The 26810-nt window shown below is 44.2% G+C and carries 25 protein-coding genes and 1 riboswitch; of the genes, 20 read left to right on the plus strand and 5 right to left on the minus strand.

Translation table 11 applies throughout. The annotated features are described in order from the left end of the window. Window positions 1–87 precede the first annotated feature (87 nt). Window positions 88–1524 carry a L,D-transpeptidase gene (locus ACDZ28_RS19585; protein ID WP_339290288.1) on the plus strand — a complete coding sequence of 479 codons (1437 nt, stop codon included), beginning with the start codon at window positions 88–90 and terminating at the stop codon, window positions 1522–1524. On the opposite strand, the gene ACDZ28_RS19590 is transcribed toward ACDZ28_RS19585, so the two are convergent. After that, complete coding sequence (locus ACDZ28_RS19590) at window positions 1521–1658, minus strand: hypothetical protein (RefSeq protein ID WP_167348489.1); 138 nt, start codon at window positions 1656–1658, stop codon at window positions 1521–1523. The two genes, ACDZ28_RS19585 and ACDZ28_RS19590, sit on opposite strands and share 4 nt — an antisense overlap. A gap of 211 nt (window positions 1659–1869) precedes the next feature. Here ACDZ28_RS19590 and ACDZ28_RS19595 point away from each other — a divergent pair, with 211 nt between their 5' ends. The 13 genes from ACDZ28_RS19595 (at window position 1870) to ACDZ28_RS19655 (ending at window position 14856) form a co-directional block, all read left to right on the plus strand. After that, complete coding sequence (locus tag ACDZ28_RS19595; protein WP_339290290.1) at window positions 1870–2964, plus strand: quinone-dependent dihydroorotate dehydrogenase; 1095 nt, start codon at window positions 1870–1872, stop codon at window positions 2962–2964. Between the two features lie 30 nt (window positions 2965–2994). Beyond that, window positions 2995–3807, plus strand: coding sequence for a GTP pyrophosphokinase family protein (locus tag ACDZ28_RS19600; protein WP_042126350.1), 813 nt, complete (start codon window positions 2995–2997; stop codon window positions 3805–3807). Then, complete coding sequence (locus ACDZ28_RS19605) at window positions 3797–4249, plus strand: DUF309 domain-containing protein (protein WP_339290292.1); 453 nt, start codon at window positions 3797–3799, stop codon at window positions 4247–4249. Before ACDZ28_RS19600 ends, ACDZ28_RS19605 begins: the two co-directional genes overlap by 11 nt. 102 nt (window positions 4250–4351) lie before the next feature. After that, on the plus strand, window positions 4352–5878 hold the full coding sequence (locus tag ACDZ28_RS19610; RefSeq protein ID WP_339290294.1) for an RsmB/NOP family class I SAM-dependent RNA methyltransferase: 1527 nt from the start codon (window positions 4352–4354) through the stop codon (window positions 5876–5878). A 2-nt stretch (window positions 5879–5880) separates the two neighbouring features. Next, complete coding sequence (locus ACDZ28_RS19615) at window positions 5881–6645, plus strand: pseudouridine synthase (RefSeq protein WP_339290296.1); 765 nt, start codon at window positions 5881–5883, stop codon at window positions 6643–6645. Window positions 6646–6676: 31 nt separating this feature from the next. After that, window positions 6677–7477: a Cof-type HAD-IIB family hydrolase gene (locus ACDZ28_RS19620; RefSeq protein ID WP_339290297.1), complete on the plus strand. Its 801-nt coding sequence runs from the start codon at window positions 6677–6679 to the stop codon at window positions 7475–7477. A 264-nt stretch (window positions 7478–7741) separates the two neighbouring features. Then, a complete protein-coding gene (locus ACDZ28_RS19625; protein ID WP_339290299.1) occupies window positions 7742–8215 on the plus strand; it encodes a hypothetical protein in 474 nt (157 codons plus the stop codon). A 119-nt stretch (window positions 8216–8334) separates the two neighbouring features. Beyond that, on the plus strand, window positions 8335–9552 hold the full coding sequence (locus tag ACDZ28_RS19630) for a copper amine oxidase N-terminal domain-containing protein (protein WP_339290301.1): 1218 nt from the start codon (window positions 8335–8337) through the stop codon (window positions 9550–9552). Window positions 9553–9665: 113 nt separating this feature from the next. Then, window positions 9666–9757: riboswitch (cyclic di-GMP riboswitch) on the plus strand. Window positions 9758–9866: 109 nt separating this feature from the next. Then, entirely contained in the window at window positions 9867–10715 is an 849-nt protein-coding gene (locus ACDZ28_RS19635; protein ID WP_339290303.1) for a DUF6612 family protein, read from the plus strand. A gap of 296 nt (window positions 10716–11011) precedes the next feature. Beyond that, complete coding sequence (locus tag ACDZ28_RS19640; RefSeq protein WP_375102552.1) at window positions 11012–12184, plus strand: serine hydrolase domain-containing protein; 1173 nt, start codon at window positions 11012–11014, stop codon at window positions 12182–12184. A gap of 50 nt (window positions 12185–12234) precedes the next feature. Beyond that, complete coding sequence (locus tag ACDZ28_RS19645; protein ID WP_042126368.1) at window positions 12235–13056, plus strand: ABC-2 family transporter protein; 822 nt, start codon at window positions 12235–12237, stop codon at window positions 13054–13056. A gap of 29 nt (window positions 13057–13085) precedes the next feature. Continuing rightward, window positions 13086–13835, plus strand: coding sequence for an ABC transporter permease (locus ACDZ28_RS19650; RefSeq protein ID WP_375102553.1), 750 nt, complete (start codon window positions 13086–13088; stop codon window positions 13833–13835). 22 nt (window positions 13836–13857) lie between these two features. Beyond that, entirely contained in the window at window positions 13858–14856 is a 999-nt protein-coding gene (locus tag ACDZ28_RS19655) for an ATP-binding cassette domain-containing protein (protein WP_339290307.1), read from the plus strand. On the opposite strand, the gene ACDZ28_RS19660 is transcribed toward ACDZ28_RS19655, so the two are convergent. Further along, the gene (locus ACDZ28_RS19660; RefSeq protein ID WP_375102554.1) at window positions 14847–15416 is read right to left on the minus strand and encodes a TetR/AcrR family transcriptional regulator; all 570 of its coding nucleotides are present in this window, start codon (window positions 15414–15416) and stop codon (window positions 14847–14849) included. The two genes, ACDZ28_RS19655 and ACDZ28_RS19660, sit on opposite strands and share 10 nt — an antisense overlap. A 162-nt stretch (window positions 15417–15578) precedes the next feature. Here ACDZ28_RS19660 and ACDZ28_RS19665 point away from each other — a divergent pair, with 162 nt between their 5' ends. From ACDZ28_RS19665 to ACDZ28_RS19675, 3 genes are all read left to right on the plus strand, one after another. Next, complete coding sequence (locus ACDZ28_RS19665) at window positions 15579–16520, plus strand: ketopantoate reductase family protein (RefSeq protein WP_375102555.1); 942 nt, start codon at window positions 15579–15581, stop codon at window positions 16518–16520. A gap of 292 nt (window positions 16521–16812) precedes the next feature. Beyond that, window positions 16813–17559, plus strand: coding sequence for a VOC family protein (locus ACDZ28_RS19670; protein WP_076119706.1), 747 nt, complete (start codon window positions 16813–16815; stop codon window positions 17557–17559). 15 nt (window positions 17560–17574) lie between these two features. Next, window positions 17575–18165, plus strand: coding sequence for a class I SAM-dependent methyltransferase (locus ACDZ28_RS19675; RefSeq protein ID WP_375102556.1), 591 nt, complete (start codon window positions 17575–17577; stop codon window positions 18163–18165). Window positions 18166–18235: 70 nt separating this feature from the next. Here the strand turns inward: ACDZ28_RS19675 and ACDZ28_RS19680 are convergent, their stop codons facing one another. Together ACDZ28_RS19680 and ACDZ28_RS19685 are read right to left on the minus strand one after the other, a co-directional pair. Further along, window positions 18236–18331, minus strand: coding sequence for a sporulation protein YjcZ (locus tag ACDZ28_RS19680; protein ID WP_197069771.1), 96 nt, complete (start codon window positions 18329–18331; stop codon window positions 18236–18238). A 111-nt stretch (window positions 18332–18442) separates the two neighbouring features. Next, a complete protein-coding gene (locus ACDZ28_RS19685; protein WP_375102557.1) occupies window positions 18443–19846 on the minus strand; it encodes an RsmB/NOP family class I SAM-dependent RNA methyltransferase in 1404 nt (467 codons plus the stop codon). A gap of 157 nt (window positions 19847–20003) precedes the next feature. On the opposite strand from ACDZ28_RS19685, the gene ACDZ28_RS19690 reads away from it, so the two are divergent. The 3 genes from ACDZ28_RS19690 to ACDZ28_RS19700 are packed head-to-tail and all read left to right on the plus strand — an operon-like array spanning window position 20004 to window position 25692. Next, the gene (locus ACDZ28_RS19690; protein ID WP_042126384.1) at window positions 20004–21140 is read left to right on the plus strand and encodes a glycosyltransferase family 4 protein; all 1137 of its coding nucleotides are present in this window, start codon (window positions 20004–20006) and stop codon (window positions 21138–21140) included. A gap of 6 nt (window positions 21141–21146) precedes the next feature. Next, on the plus strand, window positions 21147–22457 hold the full coding sequence (locus ACDZ28_RS19695) for a DNA repair exonuclease (protein WP_076119703.1): 1311 nt from the start codon (window positions 21147–21149) through the stop codon (window positions 22455–22457). After that, the gene (locus ACDZ28_RS19700) at window positions 22447–25692 is read left to right on the plus strand and encodes an AAA family ATPase (RefSeq protein WP_375102558.1); all 3246 of its coding nucleotides are present in this window, start codon (window positions 22447–22449) and stop codon (window positions 25690–25692) included. The genes ACDZ28_RS19695 and ACDZ28_RS19700 overlap by 11 nt, the downstream gene beginning before the upstream one ends. Here the strand turns inward: ACDZ28_RS19700 and ACDZ28_RS19705 are convergent. Continuing rightward, window positions 25679–26791: a hypothetical protein gene (locus ACDZ28_RS19705; protein ID WP_375102559.1), complete on the minus strand. Its 1113-nt coding sequence runs from the start codon at window positions 26789–26791 to the stop codon at window positions 25679–25681. The genes ACDZ28_RS19700 and ACDZ28_RS19705 overlap by 14 nt on opposite strands. Window positions 26792–26810: the final 19 nt, after the last annotated feature.

The following is a 26810-nucleotide window of genomic DNA, read 5'->3' on the forward strand; positions in this document are numbered from 1 at the left end:
TGAACTTTTTGTTCAGCTAGGGATGTCTTTTTTGCTATGTCTGACCGATATTAATAAGGTAGGAATTATAAATACTCGGAGGTTCCGATGAAGAACTCACAGCACCTCAAAGCATATGTACAGATGCACCCGGATAACAAGATGGCATGGTACTTGCTGGGGAAGGAATACTATAAGAACGGTCAACAAGGAAAAGCCAACTATTGCTTCAATCAGGCTGGTGAAGTATATGAGGCTTTCGAGCATAGTAAGGTACCTGCTGAAATGCTACGCGAATACGAAGATGGATTGCTGCAGGTGAGTCGCCAGCGTGAGCGCGGTCAACAAAGATTGAGATACATATCAATGGTACTAATGCTTCTAATATTGCTAATGGTACCTTCAGCAGTGGCTCCGGGCATTGGTGTTAAAGAAGATCAAGAAGTGCTTCAAGATGCGTCTGTTTCAGAAGTCAAAGATCTGCCTGATCAAAAAGACTCTGTCCAAGAGCTTGTTATCGAGGCAGGAAAAATGATGTATACGGCGCAAGAGAATAATGGCGCGGCTTCGCAAGGGAAAGTAATGGCGAAAATGCTAATCCGTAAAGAACCTTTTCAAGCTGCTGCATTAGGGATGGAGCGAGAGGGTAAATGGCTGCTATGGAAAGAAAAGCTTCCTCTAAATTTCACGCTGCAAAAGAATGGAAAGGGACGGATGGTGTATCAGTCTTACGATCCTAAGGCATGTGCATGTGAGCCGCCTGAGCAAGGTGAGCTTGCCAAGGATGCGGCAGTGTGGCAGAGTGACCAAGAGGAAATTGCCACATTATGGAGTGCAATGCGGTCTTACCAGAATGATAAAGGTAAGCTTCCTGCTACTTTATCGGAATTAACAGGAACTTTTCCTGAGAACTGGATTGGTGGGACGACAACCGTCATGCAGCGGGAATTCGGCCCTCTTAAAGCGGTAGCTATGACTAAGGTGACACAGGGAGCGACAGAAGCCACTGCGGAGCCTTCAAGCTCAACTAACGAGGGTGTAAGGAGTATACCGACAGCATTAAGTGAAAGTGGAAGTGTTGCGAGTGATATTCCTTTTTTTGATCAGCCGCTAAGAGTCATTGTAGATAAACAAAACTACCGATTGGCCGTTGTCAGTGGTTCTATTATTTTACGGAATTATGCAGTAGGGCTTGGCGGAGATAAGACACCAGAGGGTGAATTCTTCATTACAGATAAAGTAGTGAATCCGAATGGACGAGATGATGGGGATTTTGGTAGCAGAGGGCTTCAGCTTTCAGATAGTAATTATGCGATTCATGGCACGAATGAGCCTGACAGTGTCGGCAAGGATGAATCACTTGGATGTATTCGTATGGGGCGAGAAGATGTGGAGGAGCTATTCGCGCTGATTCCTAAAGGTACAAAAGTAGTGATTAGTAAAGGGGTTCTGCCTGAAAAGCAGATTGTGCCGGCTAAACGCTTCAGCTCTACTGCTAAGCATGATCAGACCAACCCCCACAAAGTATACCACTGGCTGAATTAGTTTCCTGCAACGATAAACAGAACGATGATTAGAAGAATTAGTAAAGTTAAACTGACGCCAATCCACATTAGCGCTTTACGGTTAACTTCTTCTTTCTTTTGCTGCAAAGTTGGTGGTTTACGTTTAGTTGACATACTGGGCATACCTTCTTTCTCTCTTAATCGCTGAATACACCTATATTGTAATGCGTTTACAAGAAAATTACTATACTCAGCATCATGTACTCTACATACTCGCACTGTAAAATACTTTTCTTTTGTTCAAGAAAAGGCTAAAATTAAGAAGAAACCTACAGAAACGGGTAGACACGTGGATTTGTGAAGTACCCCTTAAGGAGCGAGAACGGTGTTGTATCGTAATTTTGGTAAACCAATTTTCTTTAAGATTGATCCCGAGAAGGCTCACCATCTCGTCATAGGTGGATTGGATAAATCGTCATCAGTGCCAGGCGGAAGCGCTGCGCTGCGTTTAATGTACGGAGTTCCTGAAACGGCGGATTTAGCTGTTGATCTGTTCGGCCAGCATTTTCCGTCCCCGGTTGGACTTGCAGCAGGATTGGATAAAAATGCCGAAGCGGTAGTTGGATTCTCTTCGATCGGGTTCGGATTTATGGAAGTGGGCACGGTTACCCCTAAGGGTCAACCGGGTAATGATAGCCCGCGTTTGTTCCGTCTTCCTTCGGATGAAGCGCTGATTAATCGAATGGGCTTCAATAACGAAGGGGCTGATGCTATGGCACAGCGACTGAAGAAATTAAAGAATCGGAGAATTCCGATAGCAGTTAATATTGGCCGGAATAAGATAACTAGTAATGAAGCGGCTCATGAAGACTATCGTCAATGCATCCGTACGCTTTATCCGTACGGTGATTTTTTTGTGGTCAATATCAGCTCGCCGAATACACCTGGTCTGCGCAGTCTCCAGCATGGCAGTGAATTAGCGTTCCTGTTAGCACAAGTGAAGGAAGAGATGGAGATTCAGTGTAAAGCCACCGGTATTACCAAAAGTTTGTTGGTTAAGATAGCACCAGACGTAAGTGACGAAGAGCTTGAATATATGGTTCAGGCACTGACAGAAGCTGGTATGGATGGTATTATTGCTACGAATACTACATTGAACCGTGATGGACTTAGTCATGAAAAGGCTAATGAGACGGGGGGCTTAAGCGGTAAGCCGCTACGCGACCGCTCAACGGAGATCATTCGCAGTATTTATCGCCAGACGAAAGGGAAGATGCCGATTATTGGATCAGGCGGCATTTTCACCAGTCAGGATGCGTATGACAAGATAAGAGCAGGTGCGAGTCTGGTAGAAATTTATACAGCTCTCATCTACGAAGGACCGGAGGTTAACCGCAAATTGCATGCCGGATTACGGCAGCTCTTACGGCGGGATGGATTCAGTCATATCTCTGAAGCAGTGGGCGCTGATCATCACTGAAGGAGACGAAAGGACAGGAGGACGAAGGCGATGGACGGCAGGGACTGGGGAACTTTTTTGCTTCCATATGAACAGACTGTGGAAGAATTGAAAGTTAAATTCAAAACAATGCGTTCGGAGTTGAAGAAAAGAGAGGAATACACGCCGATAGAATTCGTAACTGGTCGTGTAAAGCGGCTGTCAAGCATTCTGGAAAAGGCTAAACGGCTGAATGTGAAGATGGAAGATCTGGAAACGGGGATTGAAGATATTGCAGGAATTCGGATCATGTGCCAATTCGTGGAGGATATCCGCAGAGTGGCCGAATATATCCGGGCCCGTAAGGATCTTGAAGTACTCTATGAGAAGGATTACATCACTAATTATAAAGAGAGCGGCTACCGCAGCTTCCATATGATTATTAAATATCCTGTGCAGACAGCGCTTGGCCAGAAAATTGTGCTCGCGGAGATCCAAATTCGTACGCTAGCTATGAATTTCTGGGCAACCATAGAGCATTCCCTGAACTATAAATATCGGGAAAGTCTACCCGATGAAATGCGTGTTCGACTAAAAACAGCAGCTGAAGCAGCATCGATCCTCGACAGCGAAATGTCCAGTATTCGGGAAGAGATTCTGGAAGCACAGAAGACATTCGAGGAAAATTCGAATATGACCACTCAGATTCTCAAGGCCATTCATCAATTGTATTTCTATCATTTGGTGAATGAAGCAATAGATACGCAGGCTCGCTTTAACGAAATATGGCAGGTTCAGGATATGGAAGCAATGAAGGAGCTTCTGGATCATGTACGGGGACTTCTTTCCGCAGCTAAAAAGGATAGTTTACCGGATGGCTTATGAACCATTGTACTTGGAATACCTAGTGTACTTTAATCGTGACAGGGATTATTTTGAATGTCACGAGGTGCTCGAAGAACTGTGGCTTGCCCAGGACCGAAATACTTTGTACAAAGCACTTCTCCAAGTAGCGGTAGGGTTATACCATTTTCGCAATCAGAATGTTCGCGGTGCAGCTATTATGCTGAGTGGTGCTTCTGCCAAACTGGAAGAATATCCAGCAGTGACACTCGGCATTAATCTGGCGAAACTCGTGGAAGAAGTGAAAGATTATGTTCGGCGCTTAGCATTATATGATGAGCGGCCATTTTCTTATTACGATCTAACCATAGAGATTATTGATCCAAGTCTAGCCGACCAAGTGGAGACTGCAGCTGTAGCTATCACACCGAATAACCCTCAACGACGTGGTCCTCAGAGACCGACATCCTTTCATCGTAAGTAAAAGATCCTCTATATATGAGTATTGTATAAGGGACACCCGTAAGGGTGTTCCTTGAATCTTTAAACACCTAAATTTTTGCAATACTATCAGGAGGACGGCATCATGGCGGCACAATTGCCTAGTTCTTTCAGCGAACGTATGATGGACATGCTGGGAACAGATTATAATCAATTTGCGAATTCTTATAAGGAAACTCCTTACGGAGGCGTCCGTGTTAACACATTGAAAATTTCCGTGGAGAGTTTAAAATCTCTTTCTGCTTTAGGATTGGAACCGATTCCTTGGTGTCCTACTGGATTTTATACAGAGAATGGCGCTAGACCAGGCAAACATCCTCACTACCACGCAGGATTGTATTACATTCAAGAGCCAAGTGCGATGGCACCTGTAGAATTGCTTAATGTAGAGCCGGGTGATCGTGTACTTGATTTATGTGCCGCACCTGGAGGAAAATCTACTCAGATTTCAGCCAAGCTGTTAGGGGAAGGCTTGCTGGTTAGTAATGATCTTCATCCGGAACGGACTAAAGCTCTAGCCAAAAATCTGGAGCTGTATGGAGTGCGTAATGGTGTTGTACTGAATGAAAGCCCAGATCATATCGCGGCTGCATTCCCATTATTTTTTGACAAAATCTTGATTGATGCTCCCTGCTCAGGTGAAGGGATGTTTCGTAAAGATGAAGACATGGTGAAGCAGTGGGATTCAGGTACACCTGCCAAATATGCTTCCATGCAGCGGGATATTTTACGTTCTGCTGCAACAGCATTGGCACCGGGAGGTACACTTGTCTATTCCACCTGTACCTTTGCTACAGAAGAAAATGAGGAAATTATAGCGGAGTTTATTTCTGAACATCCACAGTTCTCAGTGGTAGCGGTAGGAGGTACAGGCTCATTCGCTCCTGGCTTCGGAGAACTCTCAGGTACAGCAAGACTGTGGCCGCATAAGGTGAAAGGCGAAGGACATTTCATGGCTGTATTGCAACATGGGGGAACTAAGCGCTCAATGGAGGAACGTGATCACTTAGAGGTCAAGTTAAACGAATCTGCAAGAGCAAGAACTACTACTCCAAAAAGTGCAGCACATGTTAAATCATCCAATAAATCAGAAGGAAGACGGGGGAAAGAAGGGAAATCCTCTCACAAAGCTACTGGTGGCGCTGACCGTGGTCGGCAAGTTTCAGGTGACGAGCAGGCTTTGGCAGCGTATGGGAGTTTTGTACGAGATCAGCTTGGCTGGGAACCTCAAGGATATCCTGTTCTGTTCGGGGATCATTTGTACATTTCTCCGCTTCCTAAGGAAAGACTAAATGGATTAAAGACGATTCGTCCGGGATGGTATGTAGGACAAATCCGTAACGGCAGATTTATTCCAGGTCATCCGATGGCTACAGCTTTACATCCGGGAGAAAGCTGCCGAAGTGTCTCACTCTCCAGTACGAATCATGAAGCTATTTCCTATCTTAAAGGAGAGACGTTGTCGATTGCTCAAGAACGTCTCTCTATTAGAATAGGAAGTGCCCAAAAAGGATACGTTCTGGTCTGCATTGACGGTTATAGCGCAGGCTGGGGGAAATGGCAGGATGGCATACTCAAGAACGAATATCCCGCAGGCTGGAGGTGGATGTAACAATGAGCCAATCAGGTAAGCCCGCCAAAAAACAACGATTAGATAAAGTATTGTCCCATATTGGAGTGGGGTCGCGCAGTGATATCCGTAAACAAGCTAAACAAGGCTTAATATTGGTGAACGGGACAGTGGTAAAAGATAGTGGGTACCATGTGGATCCTTATGCCGATAAAATAGAGGTAGGGGGAGAGGCTGTTACCTACCGTGAATTCATATATCTTATGATGAACAAACCCCCGGGTGTCCTGTCAGCTACGGAGGACAAGCGGGATCGGACAGTTTTGGATCTTTTAAAGCATGAATATGCACAGTTTGAACCGTTTCCTGTAGGAAGGCTAGATAAGGATACTGTGGGACTGCTTCTGATCACTAATGATGGGAAGCTTGCCCATGAATTGCTGTCGCCACGTAAGCATGTCCCGAAAACGTACGAGGCAACCATCGAGGGCGATGTAGACGCGGATGATGTCGCGGCTTTTGCAGCAGGGGTGGAGCTGGAAGATGGCTACGTTACTTTACCTGCACACTTAACCATTCTTGGAAGAGAGTGCGGCAGCAAAGTGATTTCTCATATTTCACTTATCATCACTGAGGGGAAATTTCATCAGGTGAAGCGTATGTTTCAGGCGGTAGGCAAAAAAGTCACTTTTCTGAAACGTGTATCTATGGGAGAATTGAAGCTGGATGAAAGTCTGCCGCTTGGAGCTTGTCGGGAACTGACGTTAGAGGAACTGGCACTCTTAGGCGCAGAATCATCTAAAGAATAATATAGAAAAAGAAAGACAAGGATGGTGGAGTATGAGATACAAACTGATTGCACTAGATGTGGACGGTACGCTATTAAATGATGATCACCACTTAAGCTCTGAGAATAAAGAAGCTATTGCTGAGGTTACACGCCTTGGCGGTCAAATCGTATTGTGTACGGGACGCAGTCCACAGAACTCGATTCCTTTTATGGAGGAAATGGGGCTGTCTGGTTACGTACTAGGTCACAACGGGGCAGCAACGGTACGTGTGAAAGATCGTGAAGTATTGCATCAATACGGTATGGATGCACGTGGTCTTGACCCCTATATTGACTATTGCCGTAAACACAATATTCATTATGATGTGAATACTGCTTTTGATATGTATGTTGATAATGTAGAGAACCTGACAAAAGAAGCTAATTATATGTATGAGCACTTTCGTATTGTGCCTGCAACACTGCCAGCCTGGGAAGATTTCCGTGAGCCGGTTGTTAAGTTTACTGTATTTACACAGCCAGATATTCTTGACGAAGCTGAGCGTGAATGGCGTACTTGGACCCCTGAATACAACATTTTGCGGAGTGGTGAATTTTTCGTTGATTTGATGCATCCGGAATCCTCTAAAGGTAACGCTTTAAAAAATCTTGCTGTGAAGCTGGGAATACCACAGGAAGAAGTTCTCTCCATCGGTAATTATTTTAATGACATTTCTATGCTTACTTACGCAGGAATGGGTGTGGCGATGGATAATTCTCCTGTAGAGGTAAAAGCGGCAGCGAATGCTGTAACGGGTTCGAACAACGAGCATGGTGTGCGTGATGCGCTCGTAAAATATTGTTTATCCTAAGATTTTTTGGATTTGTAAAATAAGTTTAGGTGCAAAGCATAAAGCGGACGGGAGTCTGTTTTATGCTTTTTTTGTTGTGAAGGTAATTCATTCTAGTACTCTTTGGTTTGCTAATTTCGTATTCTCCTTTAATCTCTATACTTGTTTGATATAATAGATGTTAATTCCAATATTTGGTTGATGTATCCTTAGGTGAATTGATGGTATGTGTACCCAAATAATTTGCTACCTTTTACTTGTTATGTAATACGAAGGAGGGAAGAGATGAAGAGTGTTTTTTCTTATGTTTTATTAATATTGATTATTTTAATAAGTGGATGCAGCGGTAGTAATCAAGATAGGGTTTTATCGATGAATTATGATTTCGTTGAGCCGTTTAGATTTCCATTTGAAGTGAATGAAGTTCGTACGAAGATAGAACTTGATAATCCATATATACTCCAACAATATATCTTTCATTATAAAAACAAGCAGACCACACAGGAAATTAGGTTGATTCTAAGTAAGGTTATAAATGATCCAGAGAAAGTATCTGAACAAGGTAAACAACCTTATACACTAAAAAACGGAAAACAGGCTTATTACGATGAGGATGAGACCAGTCAATCTATTTGGTGGGAGAGCAAAGATGGTTTCTTGGCCCGCTTTGTTTATTATATCAACGGAAATCTTGATCTGTTAGGTGATTACAAACTGGATGATTCCGAACTAGTAGACTTAGCTAATCAGGTTCAATAGTATTTATAGAAACACTTCCCTTCATAAAAAAGTCATCATGGAATGGGACGGAAATATAGAAGAAGTTGAATTAAACAGGTAGAACAAATTACGCCATTATTGAGAATAGGATGTGTTAAATGGTTAGAAAGTTTGCGGTTCTTTTACTGAGCTTTTGCTTGATAATGACTACACCGCTTGTTATAGGGACAGCGTCTGCTGACAAATCTATTCAGTTGTTTGTGAATAATGTAAGGGTTGCTGGCGTTCATCCGATCTTAAAGTCTGGTGTTATGTACGTGCCATATCGCCAATTTTTCTCCGCCATGGGTTATAAGGTATCATTTGATCCCGATACTCGTAAAATCTCAGGGGTCATAAGAGGTGCTGAAATCGAATTCTGGGCTGGTGAGGCTATCATCTACTACGACGGAGTGACTTATTATTTGGATAAAGAGATTCCTGTCCTTAATGGACAAGTGTATCTTCCTCTTCGTTTGGTTAGTAACTTAGCGAAATATTCGGTTAGTTATGATCAATCTAAGCTATCCGTGAGCTTGAAACCGTACGGAGAGGGTCAGGACGCTGCTATTCAAGAACTACTTACGAAATACTACGAAACGTTTAGTCCCCGTTTATTAACATCTGATAATCTTAAATTAGGTTATATGAATCTAGAATATGATTATGAAGCTAATCAACCAATCAGTGAAATCGCAGTTAAAGACTTCAAAGTGACAATAGATCGGATTGAATACACTTCTGCTAGTGAAGCGAATCTTCAAGTAACTTACATTAAGAACACAGAAGAATTGAATCGAGAAGCTGTGTATCTTTTCGATATTCGATATGAACGAGGACAGTGGAAGATCGCGAATGATAGCTTGATTTTTAATCGTATGGAGCTTCCTGCGGATATTGATAAGAAAGCTGCGGCTATTATGGAGAATCATCAAACCGAGCAGAATGCCGTATTGGCAGATCTAAGAACCTATTACAATGCGTATAACTCCGAAAATCTTGATCTTACTACCCAATATACAGACCCCTCGATTATTAAAGAATGGAATGCTGTTGTGTTCAGTTCGGTGACATGGGAAAGTATGATGAAGGGGCACTTTGCCAATTCTGAATCGAGGTACTTGCTAACCGACGAACGAGTCGTTTACCTAGGAGAAAAGGAAGCTGTCGTCCAAGGGAAACTCGATTGGAGCGATGTTACATACAATGAAGGGGGGGACAATGATAAATACGAAGCTCTTATTTACTTGAAATATGTTAAGGGTCATTGGACTTATAATACTGACACCAGCCTAGACCAGGATTTTGATGAAAGAGAAAACAGCAATTTGAATTAAAATTAATCTATTACCTTTATTGTGAAGATAAATGGAAGATAAGTCGTTTACAGGTAAATATGACCATGCTAAAATTGGCAAAGGGACAAACATCCTTTAAACTAATTGAATGTCCGCGTTAAAGGTAAAATCATCGAAAGATGATGACACAAAGCCATGGGTCTAAAGCCTTTCTACAGAAGGAAATGATCGCCAGGCCGCCATAGGGATGTCTTATGGATAGTTCTGAAGGACGTGTAGTCTATTTCGGGCTGTTTTTATTATTCCAACCTATACGGCGTTACATTATCGCAAGGGGCCGAAAGGGGAAGTACATGAAGAGTTTTTTTAAAACAATAGGTACAGGGTTGGCAGCGGGTGCTTTATTGCTGTCCGGAACGGTCGGATGGATGTCTAATCCTCAAGTTGTGTCTGCAGCTACGACAGCAGCAGTCACTGCGGATCAAATGATCAGCAAAGTAACGGCAGCCTCCAAAGCACTAAAGAATTTCCACTTAGATGTGACCAAAAAACAGGATATTCAAAGCGGAGGGGTGCGTATCAGCAACACCAACACACTGAAGCTGGATATCAACCGTCTGCCGAATTTTGCCGCAGCAGGCACCGTCGATAGCAGTCTTTTAAAAACATCTTACAGCCTGTATGCCAATGACAAGGAGTATTACTATCTTGTAGACGGAAGTGAGCTTATCGATGAATCTGAAGACGAGGGTTACGACGATGACGGGGAGCCCATCGATCCCAATGCACAGTATTGGCTTGGACTGGAGAAGGCGGAGTGGAATGCTTTTTACTCGAAAGGTCAATATGATCCTGTTTCCATGCTTGATTCGGTCAAAAGTTATAAAAAATCGATGAAAGTCAACAATGTTGGCGCACAGACGGTCCTACAGTTCACGATAACTGATCCGACAGCAGCTAAGGGAATAATCGCGCTGTATGACCAGGAGAATCTCTGGGATGGTGAGACCGTTCAACCGAAAAGCGTAACTTGGAAATTGTTCGTCAATACTAAGACCTGGCAGACGGAAAAGCTGACAGTCGATCTGAGTTATGTGCTGACCAGTGACGGAGAAAAAGATACATACACCACGAAAATTGAAGCTAAATATTCCAAGAATAACAAAGGTACAGCCATTGTAAAGCCGGCTGAACTAGAATAATAAAGGCATTTCATATCGAGTAAAAAGCGCTGTTCAATAGAGCAGCGCTTTTTGCTCGATTCTTGACAGTGGCTACCGGTAGTGAGATCAGTAAAGAATAGTTAAATATATAATTGACCTTCCATTTATTAGGGTTTTAGCGCATGCTATTTATGTAATTAATAAACTGAATTAATTTATAAGTACGTGAAATATCATGTTGTAACTATTACATTGACAAGGTATTATGAGTTAGGTGTATATTTACATTTATGATAATTTATTGCGTGTTTATTAAAATTAGGGGAGTGTGAACGATGTTATCATCCACAGAGCTTAGTAAGCTGCACGAAGTGAATTACAGGGAGGACCGCTTAGAGGCACTTAATCATTTTTATGGGGATCTCTGTGATAAGAAAGTAGCTGATGGTTATATTTATTCTCTAAGTCGTTATGGGAAAATATTTGCTAATGGTGCCGGGGGACGTTTCAGTTACGAAGAAGACAGCACCCAAGAAATGAAAACGGATACAATCTTCCGCATTACTTCAATTACAAAGCTGTTTACAGCGACAGCGATCTGGCAGCTTGCGGATAATGGTAAGATTTTTATGGGGCAGCCTGTTAGTTCTATTCTACCAGAGTTTGATGCGGATCCTTTTAAGCCGATTACAATTGCCCATTTACTGACTCATACCTCCGGCATTGCACCAGATCATGGCACTATAAGTGATACTTACTATAAAAGTGCTTGGTGGTATATTTATGAATCTGAGGTTGGGAAAGAAAACTGGATTCAAGCTGGACTTTCCTATGGGCTTCATTTTCCAGTAGGGACGCAATGGATGTATTCATCGTTCGGATATGTGATCTTGGGTGCAATTATCGAGAAAATAACGGGTGTTTTTGCAGAAGAATACATAATGGACAACATTGTAAAACCCTTAGGCATGAAAGATACTTTCTTTGTTATACCGCCAGAGAAAGCGAGTAGGATCGCCATTCGTTCGGAAGGGGCCAAGGAATATCTTCAGAAGCTGCAAAACGGGGAATTTACGGATGAGGAACAAAGGTCTGAAGAAGAAATCAAGCTTCCCGGAACTGGAGGGGGGTTATATTCAACAGTTACTGATATACAAAAGTTCGGAATCATGTTGCTTAACCAAGGGGAATACGAGGGTGGTCATATCTTAAGTCGTATGGCTGTTCAAAGAATGACCAAGCGGTTCAATACTGAGAAAATTCCAAACTACGCATGGGGAGATGGAGGATCGGATCGTCCATACGGACTTGGGCCGGACCTTCGATTTAATGTAAGTACTTCTTACTCTGAAGGCACTTATTTTCACGAAGGGGCAGGAGCATGTGCCTTGTTCATTGACCCTATAGAAAAGATGGTTGCCGCTTGGTATCTCCCTTGGCATAAAGGGGTATGGGATGGTAGAGGCGTTTTTGGCACACATAATGTGATCTGGTCCGGACTCGAATAAGAAGTTTGCTATTTTTTATGAAATATCTACAGATAGGCAGGATGTGACTTATGTTTGAGATGATAAAGCACCGCTTTCGCCTTATGAGAGCGGTTGCTTTTGTTACTTATAAGGAATGGAGTGCGTACAGGACGCATTCGATGGTTTCTATATTTGTGGGTCCTGTGTATTTTTTGGTGCAGTATTATATATGGAGCGCTGTTTATAGTGGGGAATCTTCTATTAACGGAATGTCGCTTTCCCATATGCTCTCTTATTTTTGTGCCACGATGCTGATTAACTATTTGACCATGGATTTTGCCGATTGGAATTTACAAATGCTCATCCGCACGGGGAAGTTCATTACCTTCTCTTTAAGACCGATGAATCATATGTTCTATGCGTTGTCTCAGAAGGCAGGGCATAGGGTACTTGGACTTCTATTTGAATTTATACCCTGCTTTATGATTTTCTTTTTTATTTTTCATATTGATGTTTTGCCAGCAAATTTACTTTATGCAATTCTTTCGATAGCAATGGCTTTTATGATGAATTTTTTTATCCATTATAGTATTGGAATGGTCGCCTTTTGGATGGTGCAGTCCTCTAGTATTCGTAACTTTTTTAGTCTTTGCGAGGGGATATTCTCAGGATCGCTGATTCCATTAGTCTTTTTTCCAAAATCCTTACAAATGGCGTCCTTTTTCTTACCGTTTCAGTATACGACCTTTCTTCCTGCAATGGTCTATACAGGTAGCTATACTTTAGCTGATATAACCTTACCTATTCCTCAAGTTTTGTTGCTGCAGCTTATAGCCGTTATGATTGCCGGAATAGTCTGCCGGGTGTTGTATGCGGTGTCGCTTAAGCATTTTACGGGGGTGGGCGCATGAAACGTATGTTTTTAATATACAAAACTTGTATGAAGGCGAATATAGCTTCTGCTATCACTTATCGTGTTAATTTTATTCTTAATAGTCTTATCATGCTTATAGGGAATGTGTTGTTTCCTCTAGTAACGGTATTCATTTATAATTCGAATGCTTCATTTGCAGGATGGACCTTTAAAGAGGCGCTGTTAATTCAATCTGTTTTTATTTTATCTACGGCTTGTGCCGGGATTTTTTTTAACGGAATTATGTGGAATACGATGTCCCATGTGGTGGAAGGAACGCTGGAAGTGGTATTAATTAAACCTACCTCGAGCTTATTTTTACTATTGGCTAGATCTTTTGAATTCGAAAGCATCGGGCTTTTAGGAGGTGGCCTAGTCATGTTCGTTTACGCACTTAGCGGAATTGAAGAGGTGACGTTCAGCTCTTGGTTATTATTCCTGTTGTTGTTTGGAGCAGGGCTGCTGGTCATGTTTGGGGTGGCACTTATTGTGGCGGCGATTTCCTTCAAATGGGTGGCGAATTCCCGCTTGCCGGAGATGTTTGAGAGTATTAAGTCTTTTGGACGATATCCAGGAACGATTTTTCCAAAAGCAGTCGTAGCCGTGAGTTCTTTTCTGTTTCCGGTTTCGATGATTGCTTACTTTCCAGCCTCTACACTTATTGGACGATGGGAAGCCTATTTTTTTATAGCGATTATCCCGTGTGTGTTATTTGCTGCCTTCGGAATTTGGCTCTATACCTATATGCTTCGTAGTTACAAAAGTGCCGGGGGATGAATTTGTATGAAGGAGAATTACAGTGGATATTATTACCGTCAAGAACTTAACTAAGCAATATGAAACGTATCACCGTGGACAGGATGCAAAAAGTGTATTTAAAAGTCTGTTTCACCGTGAAAAATCGATTATTACCTCTGTAGAGGATCTTTCTTTCAATGTTGGAAAAGGAGAAATCATTGGCATTCTAGGTCCAAACGGTGCGGGGAAATCTACGACTATTAAAATGCTGACAGGCGTTCTCTACCCTACATCGGGAGAAATAAATGTTCTAGGATACAACCCTCATAAGCAGAAAAATCAATATGTTAAACAAATCGGGGTCTTATTTGGACAGAAATCGCAATTAATATGGGACATTCCCCCTTTGGATAGCTTTTATATGAACAAGGAAATTTATGATATTCCTACAAACGACTTTCGTACAAGACTAGATCGATTTGTTAACATGTTTGAGATCGGCGATATTATCACTAAGCCCACGCGCACCCTTTCACTGGGAGAACGAATGAAATGCGAGTTTATTATGGCGATGCTTCATTCACCGCCTGTGGTTTTTTTAGATGAGCCGACGATCGGGCTGGATGTTATAGCTAAACAAAGAATTAGAGAATTCATTAAACAAATGAATCGGGAAGGCACCACATTTATTCTAACGACACATGACTTGGAAGATGTGGAACGTTTGGTTCAAAGAGTACTTATTATTCATCAAGGTAAAAAAGTATATGACGATAAGTTCTCTGAACTTCGACTTCATCTGGGTGCGAAAAAGGTAGTCAGGCTTTCTGCTGCCACAACTATTGGTGAGATTGATCTGCCCGGGACTCTGCTATCGGAAAGAATATCGGATTACGAAGTGGAATTAATGATCGATACCGGGCAATGTAAAATGGGCGAGTTTCTACATATTCTTAGCGAAAAGGTAGAGATCCTTGATATTTCCATTAAGGAGATTCCTATTGAAAAGATTATCAGCTCCATTTATGAGATGGATATGGGAGAACATATTCAAGCTTGAGAACGGATCATCTGCAGATTTAGATCGAGCATGGACCATAACTTTTCAGTGATCTCTTTTGCAGAACAAGGATTACTATGGGTAAACCACCATTCAATCACTCCGACAGTCGCCGAACTTAAGAATTGCACAGATATATCTTTACTCAGCTCATCTAGATTAAAATTGTTTTCTAAAAATTGTACCTTGATCTGCTCATTTATCATTTCTTGTAATTGGTTTCTAAAGGAGACCAGAGCTTTATTTCTTAATAAAGTCTTATAAAAGAGAGCATTCTCCTCCAATTGTTCCAGCGTGCGGAGTAATGACGTTTTAGAGGGATTGGGTTCGGTTACATCCTCCACTGCGGAGCAACTTTCAATTAGTTGTTGGAGCTGAGCCTCCAGGCATTTATCCATCAGATCGTATTTATCCGCATAATGGGAATAAACTGTTCCGCGGTTTACATCAGCACGCTCTGCGATTTCGTTGATCGTTATTTTCTCAAAATCTTTTTCAGCCATCAGTTGAATTAATGCATTCATGATGGCTGTTTGGTTTTTTTTAATTCTTCTATCCATGGTAATACTCCCTTTTATTAAACAATGTATTGGTTTCTGTTGAAAAATCAACAAAACCGATCAAACTAACGATTGAACCCTACCGGAGATGTGATAATCTGATTTTATCGAACAGTTGATCGAAATTCAACAAATGTCTAAAAAGGGATAGAGGAGTTAAACATGAGAGTATTAGTTTTTGGAGCGGGAGTTTTAGGCAGCTACCTTGCGCATGTTCTAGTGCGTGGGGGGAACGATGTCACAGTGCTTGCCAGAGGGAAGCGTGCGGAGCAGTTGACGAAAGACGGACTTGTTCTTCGCCATTATTTTCAATACAAAAACACTGTAGATGCTGTGAAAGTCATCTCAGAGCTTCGACCGGATGATCGCTATGATCTTATTTTTATTGTTATGAAATACAATGATTTTCCAGCTGTATTACCTATTCTAGCTAAGAATCAGAGTCAGAATATAATTCTTGTGGGGAATAACGGCGATGCCCATGGCATGCAAAAGGATCTTCAGGATATGAGCAGTATGAGAAAAAATATACTCTTCGGGTTTCAGCTTAGTGGAGGCATTCGTGAGGCGAGCGGTCGGATCATCAACATAAGGGCTGGAGGGCAAATGGTACTTGGCAGTCTAGACGGTGAGATTCTAATAAAGCCTGTACTGGAAAATGCCTTTAAAAATGTAAAGTATAAGCTAACTTATCATGAGGATATGGATGCTTGGCTTAAAAGTCATATCGTGCCTATAGTGGCTTTGAACTCTCTTAGTTATCTTCACGACGGGGATTTGAAAAAGGTGTCAAAGGATGAGAAGCTGTTAAAACAAGCCATCTCAGTAATGGACGAGGGATTTCAAATTATGGAGAAACTAGGGTATACTATCACTCCAGCAGGTCAAGTTAACTTTGTTCGAAAACACAAACAGGGTGTGTATTATGGTCTGAAAATAATTCATAAATTACCGTTTATGAAATTAGTAGACGGTTCTTTCAGCGAAATAGCAGCTTTGTTTGATTCATTCGATAGTTTGAAGCAGCAAGCAAACATTGCGACACCCCATTGGGATCAACTTCAGCAACAAGCGATCACAAAGTTTAATACAAACAATCACTAGGTTCAGCTAAAAAGGCTTCCGATCAATCGGTAGCTTTTTTAAGTTGCCGAATAGGATTATTTAACAAAAATGGAGGAATAGAAGGATGTTTTATTGAAATGTGTATAACAATCTTTTTTGGGAGGAATACGATCGATGGCTATATAAAAACACCCATTTTCCGACTTCATATACTAGTATTCATAAAATAGAATATCACGTAGCTAAGTGGGTAGTTACAACTGAAAATCTTACGGAACATATATCAAGTGATCAGGCTGCTGGTATGGCAAATTAATAAGGTGGTGCATGAGTGAAAATTGATCATCTAGTTGTAAATGTGGATCGTAATGTACACGAAGACCAAACGTTTGTTAAGGCAGTCCAAACGCTTGGTCTTCCATATGAGCCGAAGTGGGGAAAGGGTACAAGGGGGTTTAAAGTATCAAATATATGGATCGGAAATGAATATTTTGAATGGGTTCGAATTAAGAAAAAGGATGGTGGAGGTTGGCTGAAAAGTTGGACGGAGGATTATCTGGGTGGACATCGGGGTCTTATAGGCTTTGCCTTGGATGTAGAAGATATAGATGCTGTATATAAGGAGCTTTCAAGTCGAAATATTGAAGCTTCAACACCAGAACCTTTGCGGTTCCGTTGGTTTTTTAATCTGTTAACTAGAACGATGCCATGGAAAAATTCATACATACCGAAATTTGAAGGAGTGCCTTTTCAATTCTTTTTACAACAAATGAATGACGAGAAAAGCCTAGCTTTTATGCAGCAATATATGGTTCCAAACAGTAGAGACCAAAATATTCAAGGTATCTCACAAGTAAATATATTTGGAGCATGGACTCAAAAGGATAAAAAATTGCTTAAAGACATATTCACTGACGTTGTTGTTCAAGATGGAATGATTACTATTTCTTTAGGCTCCCAGACGATCTGTTGTGTGGACGCTGAGACTTACAGAGTTGAAGTGCTGCTCGATTGCAGAAATGACGAGTACTCCAAAAAGGAATTAGAAGTCGGCAATTTATTGATTCGAAATCGTTAATAGGAGATTAAAAATATGGGATTATTGAATACGCTGATCAATCAAGCCAAGAACCCGAGAGGATTCGTGGGAAATATTATGATCAAAATCATGAACCAGGCACATACCAGTATAACAGCGTGGGGGCTCTCAAAAATAGAAATTAGGAACAATGCCCCTATTTTGGACATAGGTTGTGGTGGTGGTCAAACTATACATACGCTTGTAAAACAACATAAGCATCAGGAAATCTACGGCGTAGATTATTCCCAGCAAGCTGTGGAGACATCCATTCAAAAAAACAACAAGGCTGTTGCCGCAGGTAGGGTGAAGATCAGTCAGGGAGACGTATCGGCGCTACCGTTTAACGAAAGTTTTTTTGGGACGATCACGGCTATTCAGACGCATTATTTCTGGCCTGATCTTGAACATGATATAAGTGAAGTGTATAGGGTGCTGAAGGCAGGCGGAACGTTTGTCATTATTTCTGAGGTCTATAAAATTAATTATCACATGAAACAATACACAAAGAACGAAGAGATAGATCATTTATTTCGGAAAGCTGGCTTTCAAACGGTAAATATTCACGAGAACAGCAAATGGAAATGTTATGTTGGAAAGAAATAAAGCGGCCGCACCGCCCCAAAAAGGACGACACAGCCGCTTTAATTTCACCGTCTATTTAGCCGGATTGGTATTAAACGAACAATGAACGGGAAATGATTACGAGCAAGATAAAGAGTACCAAGATCGCACCAGTTGAAGTGAAGGCTCCTCCATGAAATTCACCCATGATATATTCCTCCTTAACGTATGTCTTATTCCCATTGCTGCGGCGGATGTCGCAGCTTTCTGAGATAATGACATCATATGCCAAAGTGGACTGGATGAACTGGTCTATGGCCTATTGCTCGTCAATATGGGCTTTTAGGATGCGCAGTCCTTTTGGAAGATGATTCTTAAGTTGGCCAGCGCTTGCTTTGCCCCAACTTATTGGCAATCCATCTAAAGTTACTAGTGTCCATCCATGTAATTCCACCGGCACAGGTAAGCTTTCGCCCCGGAGCCAAGCATGTATTTCCATCCCCCCGCTACTGAGATCAAAACTACGTGTTACATCTGTGTGCTGAATCGCCATCGCGAGGGCGTGAGCAGGTTCAATTCGATTTTTCTTTAAATGGGCAATATGTAGCCCGGCTCGCGGAATACGAAGTCCATCCAGCAGCCCCGTATGGAGGTTGCCGCTAAAGGATTCAGGCAGTAGATAAAGAGATTCACCGAACAGCAGAGGGATGCCTTGATATGAGAAACCAGGCAGCTCTAACGAAGCCCAGTCTTGGAATAACTGGTATGCATCGCGTACGGAAGAATTGATTTTTGGGTTGTTTTTGTTACGACGTTTATTAGTGCTGCGTTTGACATCGTCATTAACGTCATTTTCGGTGACACTTTGCTTACGTAGGAGTGCAACAAAGTGGCCTTCGCCTTTTTCTAAATGTGGCCAAAGGCGCTTGTGGGTAAGTAGTTCCATATCGGGGTAGCGATCCGTCAATCGGGCAATGATCTCCTCATTCTCTTGGCGGTTAAAGGTGCAAGTAGAGTAGGCTAGAGTCCCCCCAGGCTTAAGCATAAGGTAGGCGTCTTGCAGGATGTCCCATTGTCTCGCCGCACACATAACCACATGGTCAGGAGACCACTCTTGAACGGCATTTGGATCTTTTCGAAACATGCCTTCTCCTGAGCAAGGGGCATCTAACATAATTCGGTCAAATGCTTGTGGGAAGCGAGAAGATAGCTGTTCTGGCGTTGCACAGGTTACGAGGGTGTTCTTTATGCCTAGACGTTCGACGTTCTCTGCCAAAATTTTTGCGCGTTCCGGATGAATTTCATTAGAGATTAAGAGGCCTTGTCCTTGCATTAATCCAGCGATATGCGTAGTTTTGCCCCCAGGGGCAGCTGCAAGGTCGAGGACGGTTTCGCCGGGTTTAGGTGCCAGCAGTTCGGCTGCGGACATTGCGGAAGGCTCCTGAATATAATATAGTCCGGCAGCATGGTATGGGTGTCTGCCTGGTCGAGCGGGCTCTTCATAATAATAACCGTCTGGGCACCATGGGATAGGTTTAAGATCAAACTGTGAGACTGTGCGCTCTACTGCGACTTGACCTGAATCTGAGATGCTTTTCAATGGATTAAAGCGAAGTCCCTGCGTTCGTGGTGCTGAATAGCTTTCTAGAAAAGCATTTGCCTCTTGCCCCAGCATTTCTTGTATATATGCGGTGTAAGAGGCAGGCAGCTGTTCTTCCTTCATAGATCATTCTCCTTTTTCTTAGTTGCTGTTTCATGTTTATACCGATAAAATCAAGGTATGGGGAACGTAATCGTACCTGAAATTCTACATATACACAACTATATCATAATTGCCAAGTCTTACTGTACGTAAGGCAATTGTAAAGGGGATGTACCATATGAATTTGCTGCAAGCGCTCTTCTTCCCGCCGGAGCAACCCGGTGGTGTATCATCCATGATCCCTTATCTTCAGGAAAGGTTCCGTTCAAGCCGCTGGGAGATGGATTTGTTTTGGTTACCTAAGAGGATTCGCAACAAGGGACATGAAGAAGTCATATTCGAGACCTTTGATTGGACCCAGTTTGGGGAAAGTCAGATCGTTCAGAAATATATTCAGACCTATCGTGATTATCTATGGTGGACTAAATTACGAATGAGCAAGACATATGATCTTATCCATTCCCATCATCCAATTGCTGGTTTAGCAATGAAAAAAGTATTTCCAAATACTCCGTTAATTCAAACCTTACATTCCAGTTATGAGCGAGAGCTGATACTGAATGGAGCTATTTCTGATGGTGGTCTGGAGCATCAGTTTCTAGTTTCGCTTTACCGCGAACTTGAGCATGTAAGTGATCAGTTAATGACCGTGTCTCAAGCTTTTGCAGAGTATGTGGCGCCATATATTCAAGATCCTTCTAATATAGGAGTAATCCCGAATGGTTTTGATGAAAAAAGGTTTAAGCCAGTCCCGCATGACAACGCTATACCCCAGCTTGTGACTGTGACACGTCTGGTTCCAGCCAAAGGAATTGACACGTTACTCAAAGCCTGTGCTGAGCTTAAAAATCGCGGTCATGAATATGTACTGCATATTATCGGCGATGGACCTTCCCGTGCGGATTTGGAAAATATGGCTAAACAATTAGGGATTTATAATGAAACGATTTTTTATGGATATACGCTCCATCCGGAAGAATTCATGCCTTTCTTTGATATTTTCGTGCTGCCATCTCGGGCAGAGGCCTTCGGATCGGTGTTTGCAGAAGCGGCGCTTAGCTGCTTGGCTTTAGTTGGGACGAATGTTGGCGGGATACCGGAGCAAATTGAAGATGGTGTGAATGGTCTGCTCGTCAATCCTGATGATGAAATTGCACTTGCTGATGCTTTAGAGAAGGTGATATCCGATCCGGCTTATCGTTATGAGCTTTCTCGTTCAGCTTGGGATAAAGCGAAAAGCTTGTATTCGCTGACTCGTGTCGCTAATGAACTTAAAAAGACATACTTACAGTATCCCTCAGGAACGAAAGGGTGAGCAGCTATGATTCCATTTCGATTTCTACATGCTGCTGACTTACATTTGGATAGCCGTTTTGCCGGGCTGGCGTATATTTCGCCAGCCATTCGTTCTTATTTACGCGAGTCAACCTTCGCCGCCTTAGGGCGGCTTGTCCGCGTTGCGATCCAAGAGGAAGTTGATTTTATTGTCATCAGTGGAGATGTGTATGATGTTTCAGATGCTTCCTTACAGGGTCAGCTGCGATTTCAAGAAGCGCTCAAGGAACTTGGCCAGCACGGGATTCAAGTGTTTCTGATCCATGGTAACCATGATCCACTTGATGGATTGCGTCTGGCAACGGAATTGCCAAAGCATGTTACCGTGTTCGGAGGGGAGAAGCCAGATCATGTCACTGCTCATCGTCGTAAAGATGGTCAAGAAGTAGCTATTGTTAGTGGAATCTCTTATCCGACTGCGAAAGTTACTGACAACACAGCACTGACCTTTTCTCGAAAGCCTGGCAGCCGTCTGTTTCATATTGCTATGCTGCATGGAAATGTAGATGGTGATTTGGTGCACGAGACATATTCTCCTTGTAGCCGTAGGGATCTTATCGAACGGGGTTTTGATTATTGGGCGCTTGGGCATATCCATAAACGCAGTATATTGCATGAGAAACCAGCAATTGTGTACCCAGGCAATATACAGGGACGCAGTATTAAGGAAACCGGACCAAAGGGTTGTTATGTTGTGGATGTTGATGAGGCTGGAAGTATTGCGCTCCGGTTTCATGAGCTTGATTATGTTCGCTGGCAGGTACGGGATCTATCCATTGAGGGATTAAGTCATGAAGCAGAATGGATACAAAGGGTGGAGCAGGTGATTGACGAAATCAGGGAGGAACTCCCGGAGCTGATGTCAGTGGTTAGATTTCGTCTGATTGGACGCGGGGACGTACATAAAGTATTAGCTGAAAAAGGTGCGGCAGAGGATCTGCTGTCTGAACTCCAGCGCCGTGAGGCGGTTCGGGCTGAGCGTAAAGATTATAAAGGACTTGTCTGGGTGGAAGGATTCGCTGTAGAGTCCGGGTTAGCTATTGACCGTGAACGGTTATTAGAGGAGGATAGCTTTCTTGGAGAAATGCTGCGAATTACAGATCGTACGGAACATTCAGCAGAAGCGCTTGAAGAATTAATAAACAGTGCGCTTAAGCCGCTCATGGAGAATCAGGAGCTGCGACAGCTGCTCTCGGTGACAAGTCAAGAGGAGAAGTTAAATTGGCTTCGTAGTGCAGCGGAACAGGGAATCACAATGCTCGGTGGAATGGAGGGTGCTCCAGAAGATGAGAATTGAACATTTGCAGATCCATGGCTTCGGACGTTTGCATAACCGAGAGATTGATCTATCGGAAGGCGTTACCATACTCTATGGACGTAATGAAGCAGGAAAAAGCACGACGTTGCAGTTTATTCGCTCCATGCTATTTGGAATTCCAAGTCGTGGTAACCCTACGGAGAGGTATGAACCTATGCAAGGCGGTTTGCATGGGGGAATACTGAAGGCGCGTGATATGAATGGTGGTCTATGGACCATTCGTCGCCATACCTCTGGTGGTGAGGGCTCAGGAAGAAATGAGAAGCTGAACATCGCGGTTAATCATCCGAATGGAACGACGCAAGAGCTAGGACAAGCTGAAATGGAGCGTCTTTTGCTTGGTGGCATCTCTCGAAGCATGTTCCATCAATTGTTCGCGGTCTCTCTCGATGAACTGCAGGAGCTTGCTGCGCTTCAATCAGAAGAGATGAGCAGCTTTCTCTTTCATGCAGGGATGGGCGGCGGTGGAACGATCATGCGGGCGGAACGCCGATTGGTACAGGAAGCTGAGAAGCTATATAAACCTCGGGGTAAACTGCAGGAAGCTGCTAAAATCGTTCAGGCTATTGAGAAACTAGAGCGCCAGATGGCGGAGAGCCGCTCCTATCTTCCACGTTATAACGGTAATATAGCAGCAATAAAGGTTATGGAATCTGAGCTGGATCAATTGGAACAACAACGTAAGCTTACTGGAGACAAGCTTGTGATGCTTCGCAAAGCTCAAGATGTTCGTGAATTGTGGTTAAAATGGAGCGATGCGCAGCTCGAGCTGCAAGACCTACTAGTGATTACAACCTTTCCTGAAGATGGAGCGATTCGCTATCAGGCACTTGAAGGTGAAATTCGAAATGCTCTAGGAGCAGTAACTCGTTATGAACGTCTGCAAAGTGAGCTTACGGATGAGCTGGCGCAGAATCCACCGGATGCGTTGTTAATAGCGCAGGGGCCTGCCCTGGAGCGGCTGGATCGCCATCGGAGCAACTATGAAAACCTGCGAGTAGAAAGACAGCGGCTAGAAGGTGAATTGACCGCGCTGAATGAGCATTTGCAGCGAATTCTGCGAGGCATTGATGTCAGCTGGAGCGCGGCAGAGCTGACTGCATTTGCGGGTGCAGCGGCAGATCGTGAAGCTGCACGGAGGTTTGCGGCGGCGTTCGCCAGTTATGATCGCCGCATGGAGGCGGAGGGCGCAGCGCGGCAGACGCTGCGATCCCGCTTGGCCGCTGCCTCAGCTTCGCTGCAGGCAGCAGAACGGGCGTTGGCGCGTGAGCACGCTACCGGCGCCGAATCTTTTGCGCAGCTGGCTCCGCGCAGCGCCCGTGAAGTGCTGCAGCTGTGGGACGAGCTGCAGCAGGCGGCCGAGCGCTGGCGCGAAGCGCAGCTCAGCGAGGGGCCGCAGCGCGCCCCCGGCGCCGGAAGTGACGGCCCTAGCGCACAGCGCATGGCCGCGCTCTACCGGCGCCTGCTGTGGGCTGGGGCAGCACTAACTGTGCTGCTGCCCACAGCGCTGTGGCTGACCGGTGCTCCGCCGGCCAGCGCAGTGCTCGCGATCGGACTGCTTGGCGCGGCCGATCTGGCCCTTTGGGCCGGCCTCAGCGGAGCACGCCGGCCGGAAGCGTCCCCGCCAGGGCATGGCGGGGACGCGGGCACAGCCGCAGCCGAGATGCTGCGGCTGCGGGGGCAGCTGCTCTCCGGGGCGGAGCCGGAGAGCGCTATGCCGGGGCGGCGGTCGGCCGCCCCAGGGTCCAGCCCTGACGCAGGCGGGCTGGAAGCCTCCATGAGGGAGCTTCGCAGGCTCATGGAGGCTTGGTCAGCTTGGCGGCAGCGCATTGAACGCTATGCCGCCGAGCGGGATGCCTGCCGCACGGAGCTGGAGACGCTGGCAGGCCAAGAGAAGCTGCTCGCGGAAGAAATGACCCGAGCAGAGACGGCTTTCACTCAAACTGCTGAGCAATATGAAGAGTGGCTGCGTGAGCGCAGATTGCCTGAAGGGTTGTCCCCGGAAGGGCTGCCGGATATCTTTGCAATGGTGGAGCAGGGGAACGAACTGCTGCGCCAAGAGAATAAGCTCTCTTTGCGACTAAAGCAGCTTGAAGCAGAGTGCAACTTGTTCGAGGAGGAGCTGCTTGCTCTCATTTATGAATCAGGTACTGATCCTTTAAACGAGTCTGGCGTAGCGGCAACTAGCTTTGATATGGACGCGCAGGATGGACAACGAAGATCTGCACTAACTTTACTGAGCTGGCTGGAACTTCGAAAAAGAGCTTGGGATGAACTGAAAAAGGACCTGGTTCGCCGGGAAAGTATTCAGTCACGGTTACAGGAGCTTCTGGAGGAGCTTAAGGAAAGCCATAGAGTATTAGGTGAACTTAGAGAACAGCGTGAACACCTGTTGCATGAAGGCGGAGCAATAAGCGGGGAGGACTTCTTACGAAGGTCGGCTGCTGTACAGCGGCGTAGTGAGCTGAATAAATCCATTCGTCAGTGGGAGTTAGCTATGTTTGGAGGCTGGGAGGATGAGCGAGTTGCCGCCCTGCAGGTAGTATTAGATCATCATGATGCCTCAGCACTTCAAAAAGAACGGATAGCGGCTGAAGAGCTGGCTGAACAGGAGGAAGAAATGTGGAACACCCTGCTGGAGCAACGAGGGAAGCTGCTTCAGGAAAGGGAGTACTTGAAAGAGCGTTGTATGGAGGACTCCGTAATTCAGCGATTGGAAGAGCAGAGAGCCGCTCTGCGAATTGTGGCTGATAAATATGCGGTAGCAGCATTAACAGCCGAATTAATTGGAAGAACCCGCCGTATTTATGAACAGGAGAAGCAGCCGCAGGTACTATTGCTTGCATCCGACTATTTCTCCAAGCTGACGGAAGGGGAATACAAGAGAGTTGTTATGACTCTGGGCCATAAAGAGCTAAAAGCTGAACACAAAAATGCTGGACTAATCGACAGCGGACTGCTTAGCCGCGGGACGGCAGAACAGCTGTACCTTTCCATCCGCTTGGCACTGGCAGAGACGATGTCTCGGCAAGTATCGCTGCCATTGCTGTTCGATGACCTATTCGTCAACTTTGATGAAGCTCGTCTTCATGCTGCTCTTTCACTGCTTGGTGAACTGTCGATCTCCCGCCAGATTGTAATGATGACTTGTCACAAGCATGTGGCGGAAGCGGCAGCACGAATCATTCCAACAGCAGCAGTTATTTCCGTGTAACTGGTTTTATGGATGCAAGGCTGTTCCCTTTTCCACTCGAACCCGATGAGGATTCAATACGTGGTGGAATAGACCATGGCGTACGTAGCAGCATGACAGCCCAGACCAGCGATAAAGCGCCGAAGATCGGGTAGAACACGGAGAGAAGAGAGCTAAAGCCAAATTGGCTCAGTAAATAACAGACCAACATTAGAATCGGTGTAATCAATGTGGGTTTAACGGGAATTCGTTGTTTTAACTGCATGGTAACGCCATAAATGTCGGCAACAAAAGTGCTGAAGATCTCCAGAAAAATCAGCAGCAAATATATAGTTTGCACTACAGTGCCCAGCCGGATGGCAATGTTACCCATAGGGATTTCAAATTGGAGAATCCCAGGCATTTGTGAGCTCATCGCGAAATGCGCGGCGATCAACATAAAGCCGATCCCGGCACCACCTATAATACCGCCCCAGACCAGAGATTTTTCTTCATCTGTGTGACGAGCCATCGGAACTAATACGGCTTGAGCCATACCTAGATTGAAGGCGGTGTAGAGCAGCGGCGACATCCAAGCGCCAAAGATAGATCGATCATTTTCTAGGAATAGAAATCGTTCTGCTCCTGGAATTTGAAACGTATTAAAAATAATGATGAGTGATAGTGTAAGCATTAGCGGGACAATCAGACTGTTCATTTGCAGAATACCGGAAATCCCCCGCTTAAGCAGAAAATAAGAACCAACCAACGTTAGTATTAGCCCTGTTTGATAATGAAATCCAAGATGCTCTTGAAAAATAGCTCCAGCCCCGGCAAGCATAATACTGTTGACACCGATCAGGATGACCATCGTGAACAAACTGATGGTGCTTCCAACTTGGTCACCAAAGAGATGACGGTTAAAGTCCTCATAAGATTCTGCTTCTATGCGCCGAGCGATGACCATCATTTTTGTACCCAGCCATATGAATAGTATAGTAGAGAGCAGGATGGTCAGGACTGCCCAGTGTCCGTAACGAGTGAAGAATTTCAATATTTCTTGACCGGTGGCGAATCCGGCTCCTACAATGGTGCCGATATAAGTGAAAGCGATCTGCATTGTTCGGACATGTGATTTCATGGCTGCCCTCCTAATCGTT

Origin of the sequence: Paenibacillus sp. RS8 (assembly GCF_041956825.1) — a bacterium.
Lineage (GTDB): Bacteria > Bacillota > Bacilli > Paenibacillales > Paenibacillaceae > Paenibacillus_AQ.